The sequence below is a fragment of the Pontibacter sp. HSC-36F09 genome, from assembly GCF_024171605.1.
Classification (GTDB): domain Bacteria; phylum Bacteroidota; class Bacteroidia; order Cytophagales; family Hymenobacteraceae; genus Pontibacter.
This window is the reverse complement of record NZ_JALKAA010000005.1, coordinates 316,725-328,646: the sequence shown is the minus strand read 5'-3', so window position 1 is coordinate 328,646 and position 11,922 is coordinate 316,725. Positions and strand designations below refer to the sequence as shown.

Genomic DNA, 11,922 nt, shown 5'->3' with positions numbered 1-11,922 from the left:
GCTATACCTGTCGGCTATACCTGTCGGCTATACCTGTCGGCTATACCTGTCGGCTATACCTGTCGGCTATACCTGTCGGCTATACCTGTCGGCTATACCTGTCGGCTAATACTCAAAAGCTTGGCTAGTTTTTTTTGTTACGATTCACCCACTCTTTTTTGGTAAAGCCTTTAGAGCCAAATAAACTACCAGCCCCAAAATCATTATTCCCAATGTCTATTAATTCTCCTCGAAAGCCGCTACCAAGAATAAATTTGACCTTTAAACCGAAGACTGTTGCAAGTTCCAAAGCATTATCAGGGAAGTTAAAGACAATCTCATTAATAAAGTGATTGTCCTTAAATGTATCGTCTATTCCCTCTAGTTGAATGTCTTTTACACCATGTAATTTGAGTAAAGATATTTTGCCACCAAAGGTGGTGCTTGACCAAAATAAGAATTTCTTCCTTTTTACATTCTCAAAGCATCGTCTTTCTAGTTTAAGCTCAATCGGGCTATCTATACTTAACTTTTCAAGGTCTTCGAACTCAACACTAGCGTCAAAGATTAAGTGGTTTAAGCTTTCTAAATCTTGCAAGTCAATTTGGTAAACCATTTCTATACTTTTATTACCATCTCTTCTCTTCTCAGCTATACCTTACTGATACTGAATATAAAGTGGCTTCGGGTCTAGCTTGAGTATCTCCTCGGGTGTCATCAGGCGGGAGTTGTTGCGCGTGTCGTTCTTGTAAAATACTTTGAAACCTGTAAACTGCACTGGCTCTTTGACGATAAAGCGGCGGTAAGTGTCTCTTTTAAGCGCCGGCGGTCCCCAGCCATCCATGTGCATCACTACCTGTACTTCGGGTCTTAATTTAATGTCTTGGGAGTTCTGAATCATGCGCTGTGTAAAGCGATGCACGATCAGCAATTTAGGTGGCAGGTTATGCTCCTTGGCAATGTCAGCCAGCAGGCCGGTGGCGTAGTTGATATCCTCTGCGTCAAAGCTACCGATCTTCTTGCCGGGTACTTCGCCCTCTTTCATCGCAAATTCGGCGTCTATACCCAAGTGCACGTTCGGAAGCTTCAGAAACTGTGTCAGGCGAGGAAGTTCCTCAGGCAGGGTGCTGCGGCCTACCTGCACATCCAGAAACACAATGGCATCGCGCTGCCTGGCCATCTCCAGCACATCCTCAATCATTTTGTCGGTCATGCGCAGGCGGTATTTGTCGCCACGGCCCGGGTGGCCCTGCGCGGTTACCACAATGGCATGCAGGGCGGGTTGTACAGGCGTCAGCGAGTCGGCTTTGGCCCAGTTGGCTACTTCCTCATCCAGACGGTTTAGCATTTCCTCCACCGGATACTCGCCCAGTATACCCATGCGCTTGGACAGCGGGTTGCCGTAATAGGCCAGTATGCGCTTGTGTGGCAGGATGGCGCCAGGTAGCGGCTCAGGCCCCGGGTATACGGTGGGTGCTTCAGTGGCAGGAGTTAGCGTCGGTTCAGCTGTTGGTGCCTGTGTTGCTACTGTGTCGGCAGAGGCGGTGCTGGTGCTGTCAGTTGACTGCCCTGGCAATTCGTAGTTCTCTGTCGTGGCTGGCAGTGTAGCGGAGTGAGCTTCTTTGTCCTGGGTGCAGGAAGCGGAGCCCAGCAGCAGTACAGCCGCCAGTACGGCAGTAGCGGGTTTCAGGCTTTTTTTGAGGTAGTAGGGTGATAAGTTCTTCAGCATGAAGCTTTTGATCGCTTCATGTGTGCGGGGTAAAAAGGAGTTCATGGCCAGGTATGGGTATTCGGTGTAATACAGTCTATGAAAGTATGGATATTTCGTGAGGATACAGCGCCTGAGCCTCCTTTTTTAGTAAAAAACTTATTCGTGCGTATAGTGGCGCTTCAGCCATTGGCTTAGTCCCTGTAATCCTGGGAAGAGCACCCGCTCGGTGATGTTGGCCTGGTCCAGCTTATCCCGGATCTCCCACTTCAGTCCGGCCGGTATAATGACTTTGAAAAACAGTTCCGGATGCTGCTCCAACCATTGGCTCATATTGGCCTGCGCATTCGACATAAGCGAAAAAAGGGCATACTGGTGCACAATGCGCTCATCCAGCGATGGCGGCTCCAGAAACACCACAAATTCCTCGTTCTGCAGCAAGGAGAGCTCTTTAAGGGATGAGCAGACCGGCTGCAGAATCTCGGGTGTAAACACGTTGGAGCCTTCTTCCTTGATAGCGGTCTGAAGTTTTAACGGCAGGAAGTCATTCGCTTTTACGTAATCCACGCACCAGATTGCCCCGTCTTCGTTGTAGCTGGCCAGGTTTTGAGTGGCAAAGTGCAGTGCTACATAAGGGGAGTAGGTCCAGTCCAGCAGACGGGTCGGGAGGCCATGGTGCTGCGCCACGGCCAGCCAGTTCCATACCGAGTCGCCGGGCGCGGCATTGCTGTGTGCGTACTTCCGGAAGTTGCGCAGAATATGGGGTTCCAGTTCGTAATAGCGGCTCCCGAGTCGGGTTAGGCTGGTGCTCAGGTCATACTCCTTGCTCCAACTGCCGCGGTAAACGTGAGAGGAGCGAAACCGCTTGATGTTCTCGTTCCAGCTATGGTCAAACAAAGCCGACTGTACCTCAGCCCAACTGTTTACTGTAATATCGTTTCCGTGTTCCATGCAATCGTTTTGCTGTCGTGAAATAGCAGGCGGCGGGGTGTCGTAAATGTATACCTGACGTACGGTTTAAATGTTATACCCCTCAATAATAGCGAGGGCACATTGTAATTACAAGTACATCGGGCTATACTTTTGTGGTAATTTGCTTATCTGTCCATTTGGTAAGATACAGATCATGTTATCTTCAACTTTTAAAAGAGGTTCATCTGTATACCTGCCCTGGTACAGAAGTGCTTATAGTTGTAGGGTTTCATGCTGCGGCCGGCCATATAGCGGTTGTGGCTCATCCGGAAAAGTTTGTTGATGGCCTCTGCAAATTTGCCCTCGCCGCGCATGCGTGTGCCAAACCGACTGTCGTTGAGCCGACCTCCATGGCAGTCAGCAATCTGGCTCAGCACTTTGTCGGCGCGGTCGGGAAAAGCTTCTCTGATCCAGTCTTCGAAGATGGGACCGATGCTGCCGTTGAGTCGCACAATGGTATAGGCCGCGCTACTGGCGCCCGCCTCAGCAGCACTTTTGATGATGGCCGGAATTTCGGAGTCGTTGAGGCCAGGTATAATGGGGGCCACCATCACATTGACAGGTATACCTACCTCTGTCAGCTGCTTCACCACCTGCAGGCGTCTGGCTCCCGTGGCGGTGCGGGGTTCCAGCTTCTGGCGTAGTTTCTCATCGAGGGTGGTGATGCTGATGTTCACGTGCACCAGATCCAGTTTGTTGAGCTGTTGCAAGAGGTCTAGGTCGCGCAAAATAAGAGCGTTCTTGGTAATGATGCTGACCGGGTGGCGGTACTCCAACAACACCTCCAGCATGCGGCGGGTGAGTTGTTTCTTTGCCTCAATGGGCTGGTAACAGTCGGTATTGCCGGCCAGCATGATGGGCATTACCTGCCAGTTCTTGCTTTCCAGTTGCCGGGCCAGCACCTCAGGGGCGTTTTCTTTAATAATGATCTTGCGCTCAAAATCCAGGCCGGCGCCGTAGCCCCAATATTGGTGCGTGTTGCGGGCATAGCAGTACACGCAGCCGTGCTCACAGCCCTGATACGGGTTCATGGAGTAGGATAAACCCAGATCCGGGCTATCGATCTTGTTTACAATTTTCCTGGGGTGCTCGGCAAAAAACTCGGTTTTGGTGTTGGAGAGCATCGCTTCATCCAGCCCCTCGATGTGCTCAGCCACATACTCCTGCTTCAGGTAGGGGTTGGCGGGGTTGTACTGTGCGCCGCGGCCTTTCAAAAATTCTTCTGCTTTCATAGTCTTAAAATACTTTTCCTGTTATGTCGAACGCTGGTGAAAATCTAGGTTAGCTGCCTGGCGCTTTGGTAATCTGTGTTGTTTCATAGCTTCGCCTGTGCGGCGGGCAAGTGGTATTGCTGCTGCCGTTGCAGGTATAGCGGCCTGTCTTATTTCATAGCTTGCCCTGGCCGGGCGGGCCCTACTTTTTTCCTTGATGAAAAGGAGGAGGGCCCCTACCCCCAGTAGGCAAAAAAATCAAGACGCTCCAAACTCGCTGACCGCTCAAACACAAAATCGTCGTTTTTGCATCTGGCCGGTGTGATTTGTTCCATCGCTTCCGGGGCAAGTTACTCTTGCTATACCTGCCAGGGATATGTGACAGTAACTACAACGCCTATATCTGTAAAGTAGTAGCTTCAGATTCCCCGCCTTAGACAAGGAGGGGTTAGGGGTGGTTGGACCCGGTATAGAAACTGAAACTACAGCGCTTGTACCTGTGAAATGACAACTGCTGAAACTCCCCTCTGGGGGTAGGGGCCCTCTTTGAAGTGAGGGGCAGAGGTGTGTTACAGCAACTGCCTGCCCTCCCTTCAACCAGGATCCTTTCAGGATGACAGAAAGAATAAGATATAGCAGAGTCCCCTTCGAAGGGGGCGGGGGGATGACAATCGTTCCCCAATTCCCCTCCTCTAAAAGGAGACAGCGAGGAGGTGCCTACCCAATACATAGCAATTCCTCCAACTGCGTAGTATAGCAGGGCGACTTTTTCTCGCACTTGAGCTGCCAGGGGCGGGTAGTGCCCTGGGCGGCACTAGTGACCGTATCGCGGCCCCATGCGCTGTTGAGTTTGTCCATAATCTGCATCAGGCGCTGGTGCTTGTCGCGGTCTACGGTGTCGAGGAGGCTGGTCTGTACCTGGTTCTGGGGTCGCAACTCCGACACGATCACGCCGCTCTTTTTGTAGCGGTAGCCTTCGCGGTAGAGCGCCTGCATGGCCAGGCTGGCATAGTGCAGCAGTTCCAGGGTGCTGTTGGTGGCCGTGGGAAGCGCGATGGTCTTGCTGTTGAAGTATTGTGCGTCCGTTTCCCGGAAACGGTTTGTCTCCAGAAACACTGTAATGGCGCCCGCACAGCTTTTCTGGCGCCGCAGCTTGGCCGCGCAACGCGAAGCATAATTGGCGGTAGCCTCCTGCAACTGCGACAGTGACGTGACGGCATACCCAAAAGAGCGGGAAGTACAGATATGCTGCTTATTGGGCGCTATCATTTCCAGATCCTGGCAAGGCTCCCCGCGCAGCTCCCGCACGGTACGCAGGCCCACCACAGTCAGGTGCTGTTTCACGAAGGCATCGGAAGCGTTGCGCAGATCCAGGGCGGTATGGATGCCAAAGCCGGCCAGCTTGCGGGCATAGCGCCGACCAATGCCCCACACATCACCTACCTCGGTGCGCCGCAGTGCCTCCTGTATGTGTCGCTCGTCAGTTAGTACCAGTACGCCATCCGCTTTCTTCGATTTTTTAGAAAGCCGGTTCGCCAGTTTAGCCAGTGTCTTGGTCGGGGCCACACCCACCGACACAGGTATACCTGTCCAGATCCTGACGGTGTTCCGAAGCTCTCCGGCGTACTGGTTCAGGTCGCGGCCATAGAAGTTACCTAAATCCAGAAAAGCCTCGTCGATAGAGTATACCTCCAGGTTGGGTGTGAACTGCGCCAGCGTCTGCATCACCCGTGCCGACATATCGCCATACAAGGTATAGTTGCTGCTGAAGACGTGCACGTTATGCTGCTCTACTATATCTTTTACTTTAAAGGCTGGTTCACCCATTTGTATACCTAGTGCCTTGGCCTCGTTGGACCGTGCGATGATGCAGCCATCGTTGTTGGAGAGCACCACAATGGGCTTTCCTTCCAGCTTTGGATCGAAGACCCGCTCGCAGGAGGCGTAGAAGTTGTTGCAGTCCACGAGGGCGAAAAGGCTAGTCATGGCCGCCGTTTACTTTATGAAGCGACCATACCACGACGCCCCAGGGTTTAAAATCCATCTCTTCCGTGATCTCCACGGGCGGGTAGAGTTCGTTGGCCGGCTGCAGGTATAGCCGGGGGCCTTTTTGCAGCAGCCGTTTTACTGTGAACTCGCCATCTACCACACCAATGATGATGTGCCCGTGGCCGGGCTTGAGGGAGCGGTCTACTACGATTATGTCGCCGTCGTGCAGGCGGGCATCGCGCATCGACTCACCCCGCACCCGCAGCAGGTAAGTGGCGGTCGGGTTCCGGATCAGGACCTGCTGCAGGTTAATCTTGTCTTCTAAATAATCCTCTGCCGGCGATGGGAAACCTGCCGCTACGTAACTCTGGCTGATCGGGAGTTCCAGCAGATCGGGTAAGTCCAGCGGCACAATCTCCAGGTGGTCGGGCAGGGTGTTCAAGGTATAGGCTTTTTTCATAGTGCTGTTTCGTAAAATATCGCTCAAATATATATAGTATTTGCTAATATAGTTGTCATTTGTACTAATTTTTTTAGCATTTGGTTGTGCCCGGAGGTTAAATGCTCAAGGCAGTTATCAGTAACAGGCTGGAGGTCAGGTGATGATTAGGCAGTGGGATAGCGTGATGTCAGTCGATTAGGATATCCTGTGTTGTATGATTCAGGTGAAGTGTTGCGCTCTGTTAAGAGCAACTGGATGGAGAAATACCTGGACAAACCCGGCGGTATCATTCTGAAGCAGGCTGCCATCCCGGCGCCCGGCAAAAGTGCCTACACGGCACAATACCTAGCGGGCATTGAGGAAAAGTGCCGCACCGAGTACACCCCGCCTGATACGATCGCGGTCTATTTCTTCTTTGCCGACAGCAGGTATGCAGAGGATACCAACAACAGCAAGGTGCTGGGGGTGGCTTACCGCAATACGTCCATGGCCTTGTTTGAGCATACGATCTGCGGTATGTCAGGGGGTATCGGCCAGCCAGACAGAACAAAGCTTGAGAGTGTTGTGATGCAGCATGAGTTGGGGCATATCCTGGGCCTGGTAAATGCCGGCACACCCATACAGCAGAACCACCAGGACGCGCCGCACGGGTGGCATTGCGATAATAGCAAATGCCTGATGCACTATACTGTGGAGACCGGTAGCGTGGTGCAGAATCTGCTGGGTGGCTATACCCCGGTACTGGACCAGAACTGTATCAATGATCTGAAAACCAGTGGGTAAAAGTGATTTTAGTGAAGTATGGCTCCAAGTACGACCCCTGACTTATGCACAGGAGCCGTACTTGTTTTCAGGCCTCTGGGAAGAGGGTAATATCCTGCCCACCCGCAATTATTCAACTGGTAGATACACCCATATTTTTTAAGGAGACTCCTGGCTTGGAATACCGGACGAACTCTTAAATTTGAGAAAATTTAAGCGATTATGATACAACGCAGCACGCGGCTCGATGCGGTTCATTACGAACTGTGCGGGCCCATATACGAGAAGGCAAAAGAACTGGAGTTGGAGGGGCACCGTATCACGAAGCTCAACATCGGCAATCCGGCTCCCTTTGGCTTTGACGCACCCGAGGCGGTCACCCGAAGCATTATGGATAACCTGCGCTATGCCCAAGGCTATTCCGACCACAAAGGCATTCTGCCTGCCCGCGAAGCGATCCGGGACTACTACACGGCCAAGGGTATAGCCGGCATCCATACAGATGATATTTCACTCGGCAACGGGGTGAGCGAGCTGATCCTGCAGGCGGTGCAAGCGCTGCTCAACAACGGCGACGAGGTGCTGGTGCCTTCGCCGGACTACCCGCTCTGGACAGCGGCCGTGCGCTTTTCGGGCGGCAAAGCTGTGCACTACCTTTGCGACGAAGCCTCCGACTGGAATCCCGACCTGGCCGACATCAAAAATAAAATCACGAGCCGTACCAAGGCCATTGTCATCATCAATCCTAACAACCCGACTGGCGCGGTATACGCCCCGGAACTGCTGCAGGAGCTGGTAGAACTGGCCGCTGCACACAACCTGGTGGTTTTCTCAGACGAGATCTACGACAAGATACTGTACGATGAAGTGGAATACTGCTCTACGGCCACTTTTTCAGACGAGGTGCTGACCGTCACTTTCAGCGGGCTTTCCAAGAACTACCTGGTGGCCGGTTTCAGGGCGGGCTGGATGTTGGTGAGCGGCAACAAAGCCAAAGCCAGGAACTACATCGATGGGCTGAACACCATGGCCAGCCTGCGGGTGTGCAGCAACGTGCCGGCGCAGTACGGCATAAGGACGGCGCTGGAGGGGTATCAGGAGATGCAGGACCTGGTATTACCAACGGGCAGACTAAGGCAGCAGCGGGATATCTGCTACGAGAAACTGACGGCTATACCTGGTATTACCTGCGTGAAGCCAAAAGGCGCTTTCTATCTGTTTCCGAAAATTGATGTGAAGAAGTACGCCATTGCCGACGATCAGGCTTTTGTGCTGGATTTTCTGCAGGATCAATACGTGCTGCTGGTGCAGGGGAGCGGCTTTAACTGGCAGCAGCCCGACCATTTCCGCATCGTATACCTGCCAGAGCCACAGGAACTGAGCCAGACCATGGACAAACTGGCGCTGTTTCTGCAGCACTATAAAGGGACAAGTATAGCCGCTCCGCAGCAGCTAACGGAGTCGCTCTAGGTATAGCCGATTGATAGAAATCAGAAAAGGCTCCCGCTACAGGAGCCTTTTCTGATTTATGGGGTTACCTGTCAGGTATAGCGCGGAGGTAACTTGTCAGGTATAGCTTATTCTGCTAAGCAGGCTTCCTGCTGGTAGGCTTTCAAATCCGCGAGTAATGGGATCAGGCGATCAATAGTCACGTGGTCCATCACCACCACCTTATACCAATTGGCGTGATGGTGATTATCCGGCACAAGGCCATATTTGCTGGCGATGCCCCTGTTAAGGTACTCGCTGCGGATCGTGATGATGTTGGAGTATGGGTCGCGGTAGTAGGCTATACCTGACTTGTCGAGCTCAGCGGCCAGCCAGGCGGCGCGGTTGAGCAGGGTGGTGGTCTTCTCCTCCCAGCCGTAGCGTCCGTAGGTCATCAGGATCATCCAGACGGCAATGGCGTTGGCGCCGGAGCGACTACCGATCAGCGTAAAATCTTCTCCCTCCACGTAGCTGGCTTCCTTGGTATTTGCGTGTTGCATAAAGCCTTTCCGGATAAGAAAAATACCCGTGCCGTAGGGCGCCTGCACCATCTTGTGCGCATCCAGCGTCACGGAAGTGATGTGCTTGTTCTGGAAGTTAAGCGTGTTATTGGGGTTAGTGAAAGGGTAGATGAAGCCGCCGAAAGCCGCATCCACATGGATCATGAATTGACAGTTGTCGGCTTCAAGTGCTGCTGCATATAACTCAGCGTTATCTACTGATCCAAACATAGTTGTCATCATGTTAGCGATCACAATAAAGTGGCTTTTGCCTTTCGCTTTCTGAGTGGCGATCACTTCCTGTAGGTGCCCTTCGTCAATGGCGCGTGTGTCGCTGTCCACCTGCACTGTGGCGATGTCGAGGTCGAAGACGTTGGCAGCCTTGCTCATGGAGTAGTGGCTGTCGCGGGAGCACAGAATGCAGATGCTCTCGTTGCGCGCACCGTCGCGGTTGCGGAAGTAGTTGCGGTAAATCCAGATGGCCTGCAGGTTGGCCTCGGTGCCGCCGGCTGCTACATAGCCGTCGCAGCTGCCGGGCTCGGCTTTCAGGATCTGCTCAGCGCACAGACCTATCAGTTCGCGCTCGATCTGGTGCGTGCCCCTGAAAAAAGATTCGGAAGCGCCCAGGGTATGGCAGCCAATGTGGTTGGGGTTATGGATGAGCGCTGTCAGGAAGGGGGCGTCTTTCAGGAAAGGGGCATCCTGGTAAAATACTTTATTGTCGAGATGCGAGCCAGGTATACCCAGTATGTTCTCGTCATAGAAATTCACGTTCTCGGCCAGGGCGTTGAAGACAATCGTCTGAATGGTGTCCTTGCTGAGTTTGTTCCACTGTTGCATACTCGTAAGCGGGGTTTAATGATAAATAAAAGGGCTTTGCCGGTACACTGCTGCCCAATGGCAGAGGCAGGCAAATATACAACTCTCAACAGACATGCTTCCTGCGGGGCAGTACCGGCTCCTCCCTTCCAGATTGCGATTTACGAGTGTCTGCTCCTGAAAACAATGATATAAATCATACAGCCGGTAATAAAAATCACGAAAAAAACTGGCAACAGAAATGTGTGTGGCTTTACTTTGTAGTATTATAGTAAAACTATCGTATTAAGGTTATGAGCCTATACCTTAAACAGAATTTGCTATAATTACCGTTAATTACTATGTGGCGTAATGTCCGGTCTACCTCTGTCTCCCGGCACTATTGCCGCTTTCGCAGGGGGCATAATCGGCATCGGCAGTAATGGGTCCGTGCTCAGGCTATACCTGCGAGCAGGTATAGCCTGAGCACCTCCAGTTGGAAATTGCCGGGTTGTGCCCAGCTGCTTAGGCCCGGATATGCCCCCAACGGATTGAGAACTATAGAGAAATGACCGCAGCAAAGACAGCCACCTGAAAATAAAGGACACGACTGGGAGTGAAAAATTGAAATACGAAGAGAGGAAGTTCTAAAAACATCCGAACTTTGCCGGGCAGGTTGCTCGAAAGATTACCCAATGATTCAAAAAATAGTAAAACCCATGAGAACGCAAAACAGAGAAACACAGGCAGAGCTAACCCCACAGCGCGCAAAAGAGATTCTGTTGGAAGGCAACAAGCGCTTTGTGAGCAACCTGAAAGTGAACCGCAACCTGCTGCAGCAGGTCAACGAAACGTCAGAAGATCAGTTTCCGTTTGCCATCGTGTTGAGCTGCATCGACTCACGCACCTCAGCTGAGTTGATCTTTGACCAGGGCTTAGGTGATATCTTTAGTACCCGCGTTGCCGGCAATGTGGTGAACGAGGACATACTGGGGAGCATGGAGTTTGCCTGCAAAGTGGCCGGTTCCAAGCTGATCGTGGTGTTGGGACACAGCAGGTGCGGCGCCATAAAAGGAGCCTGCGACCACATAGAGATGGGCAACCTGAGCACACTGCTGCACAAGATAGCGCCAGCCGTAAACGCTGTGGAGTATGCCGGTGAGCGGAGCTCCAAAAACAACGAATTTGTAGAGAAAGTGGCCGAAACCAACGTGGTGTGGGCCATCGGTGAGATAAAGAAAAATAGCCCGATCCTTCGCGAAATGATAGAAAAAGGCGAGATTGGCATCGTAGGCGGAATGTATAACGTGGAAACCGGCGTGGTGAACTTTTACAATGACGCTGAAAACCTGACGGAGACACTTCATGAAGAACTTGCTGGCAAATATTAAGATCAAAGTAGAGGAGAAGGTATACCTCAAAGACCCGGAGGGATCCGAAAAAGGGCGTGACATCGTCAAGCACGGCATTCTCCTGATTGATGAACTGGGGCTGGAGGCCTTCACCTTTAAAAAACTGGCGGAGCGCATCAATAGTACGGAGGCAACCATCTACAGGTACTTCGACAGTAAACACATGTTGCTCTCGTACCTGATCTCGTGGTACTGGAACTGGCTGGAGTACAGGCTGGTGTTCGCTATTAACAACATTGAGTCGCCGGAGGAGCGCCTGCGCATTGCGATTAGCATCTTGTCAGGTAGAATCGAAAACGATATGGATTTTGAGCACATTGACGAGGTAACGCTGCAGCGCATTGTGGTGGCGGAGTCGGCCAAAGCTTACCTTACCAAGACGGTGGATGCCAACAACAAGGAGGGTTTCTTTTTGAGCTACAAGCGCCTTTGCAAGCGTATAGCCGGCATCGTGCACGAAATCAACCCGGATTATATGTACCCGGCCTCCCTGGTCTCCACAATAGCGGAGAGTGCGCATTACCAGAAGTTCTTTGCGCTGCATCTGCCCTCGCTGACGAACATACACGAAGACGGCAATGGCGAGCTGGAAGATTTTCTGACACACATGATATTTAAAACGATCGAGAAATAAGCAACAGTAGTACATCATAGTGAAGGA

11 protein-coding genes are annotated in these 11,922 nt (G+C 52.1%); 4 read left to right on the top strand and 7 right to left on the bottom strand.

Annotated features, from left to right (window positions below; translation table 11 throughout):
* Positions 1 to 124: 124 nt before the first annotated feature.
* The 6 genes from L1278_RS15930 to L1278_RS15905 form a co-directional block, all read right to left on the bottom strand.
* Complete coding sequence (locus L1278_RS15930; protein WP_253406010.1) at positions 125 to 577, bottom strand: hypothetical protein; 453 nt, start codon at positions 575 to 577, stop codon at positions 125 to 127.
* 60 nt (positions 578 to 637) lie between these two features.
* Complete coding sequence (locus L1278_RS15925; RefSeq protein ID WP_253406009.1) at positions 638 to 1,753, bottom strand: hypothetical protein; 1,116 nt, start codon at positions 1,751 to 1,753, stop codon at positions 638 to 640.
* Between the two features lie 93 nt (positions 1,754 to 1,846).
* The gene (locus L1278_RS15920) at positions 1,847 to 2,638 is read right to left on the bottom strand and encodes an FRG domain-containing protein (RefSeq protein ID WP_253406008.1); all 792 of its coding nucleotides are present in this window, start codon (positions 2,636 to 2,638) and stop codon (positions 1,847 to 1,849) included.
* Positions 2,639 to 2,829: 191 nt separating this feature from the next.
* Positions 2,830 to 3,891, bottom strand: a complete 1,062-nt coding sequence (locus L1278_RS15915; protein WP_253406007.1) for a PA0069 family radical SAM protein — start codon at positions 3,889 to 3,891, stop codon at positions 2,830 to 2,832.
* Between the two features lie 696 nt (positions 3,892 to 4,587).
* A complete protein-coding gene (locus L1278_RS15910; RefSeq protein ID WP_253406006.1) occupies positions 4,588 to 5,856 on the bottom strand; it encodes a Y-family DNA polymerase in 1,269 nt (422 codons plus the stop codon).
* Positions 5,849 to 6,319, bottom strand: a complete 471-nt coding sequence (locus tag L1278_RS15905) for a LexA family transcriptional regulator (protein WP_253406005.1) — start codon at positions 6,317 to 6,319, stop codon at positions 5,849 to 5,851. The genes L1278_RS15910 and L1278_RS15905 overlap by 8 nt, the downstream gene beginning before the upstream one ends.
* Positions 6,320 to 6,556: 237 nt before the next feature.
* Here L1278_RS15905 and L1278_RS15900 point away from each other — a divergent pair, with 237 nt between their 5' ends.
* Both L1278_RS15900 and L1278_RS15895 read left to right on the top strand, forming a co-directional pair.
* Positions 6,557 to 7,084 (top strand): hypothetical protein, encoded by a 528-nt coding sequence (locus L1278_RS15900; RefSeq protein ID WP_253406004.1) that lies wholly within the window; start codon positions 6,557 to 6,559, stop codon positions 7,082 to 7,084.
* Positions 7,085 to 7,285: 201 nt separating this feature from the next.
* Positions 7,286 to 8,533 carry a pyridoxal phosphate-dependent aminotransferase gene (locus L1278_RS15895; protein WP_253406003.1) on the top strand — a complete coding sequence of 416 codons (1,248 nt, stop codon included), beginning with the start codon at positions 7,286 to 7,288 and terminating at the stop codon, positions 8,531 to 8,533.
* 107 nt (positions 8,534 to 8,640) lie between these two features.
* Here L1278_RS15895 and L1278_RS15890 read toward each other — a convergent pair whose 3' ends face one another.
* Positions 8,641 to 9,891, bottom strand: coding sequence for a pyridoxal-dependent decarboxylase (locus L1278_RS15890; protein WP_253406002.1), 1,251 nt, complete (start codon positions 9,889 to 9,891; stop codon positions 8,641 to 8,643).
* Positions 9,892 to 10,568: 677 nt separating this feature from the next.
* Here L1278_RS15890 and L1278_RS15885 point away from each other — a divergent pair.
* Positions 10,569 to 11,240, top strand: a complete 672-nt coding sequence (locus L1278_RS15885; RefSeq protein ID WP_253406001.1) for a carbonic anhydrase family protein — start codon at positions 10,569 to 10,571, stop codon at positions 11,238 to 11,240.
* On the top strand, positions 11,215 to 11,895 hold the full coding sequence (locus tag L1278_RS15880) for a TetR/AcrR family transcriptional regulator (protein WP_253406000.1): 681 nt from the start codon (positions 11,215 to 11,217) through the stop codon (positions 11,893 to 11,895). Before L1278_RS15885 ends, L1278_RS15880 begins: the two co-directional genes overlap by 26 nt.
* Positions 11,896 to 11,922: the final 27 nt, after the last annotated feature.

What these genes read in the sequence shown, in the direction of transcription:
- L1278_RS15920 (WP_253406008.1), bottom strand. Translation starts at nt 2,638, where the DNA reads ATGGAACACGGAAACGATATTACAGTAAACAGTTGGGCTGAGGTACAG.
- L1278_RS15905 (WP_253406005.1), bottom strand. Translation starts at nt 6,319, where the DNA reads ATGAAAAAAGCCTATACCTTGAACACCCTGCCCGACCACCTGGAGATT.
- L1278_RS15910 (WP_253406006.1), bottom strand. Translation starts at nt 5,856, where the DNA reads ATGACTAGCCTTTTCGCCCTCGTGGACTGCAACAACTTCTACGCCTCC.
- L1278_RS15915 (WP_253406007.1), bottom strand. Translation starts at nt 3,891, where the DNA reads ATGAAAGCAGAAGAATTTTTGAAAGGCCGCGGCGCACAGTACAACCCC.
- L1278_RS15900 (WP_253406004.1), top strand. Translation starts at nt 6,557, where the DNA reads ATGGAGAAATACCTGGACAAACCCGGCGGTATCATTCTGAAGCAGGCT.
- L1278_RS15885 (WP_253406001.1), top strand. Translation starts at nt 10,569, where the DNA reads ATGAGAACGCAAAACAGAGAAACACAGGCAGAGCTAACCCCACAGCGC.
- L1278_RS15890 (WP_253406002.1), bottom strand. Translation starts at nt 9,891, where the DNA reads ATGCAACAGTGGAACAAACTCAGCAAGGACACCATTCAGACGATTGTC.
- L1278_RS15880 (WP_253406000.1), top strand. Translation starts at nt 11,215, where the DNA reads ATGAAGAACTTGCTGGCAAATATTAAGATCAAAGTAGAGGAGAAGGTA.
- L1278_RS15925 (WP_253406009.1), bottom strand. Translation starts at nt 1,753, where the DNA reads ATGAACTCCTTTTTACCCCGCACACATGAAGCGATCAAAAGCTTCATG.
- L1278_RS15895 (WP_253406003.1), top strand. Translation starts at nt 7,286, where the DNA reads ATGATACAACGCAGCACGCGGCTCGATGCGGTTCATTACGAACTGTGC.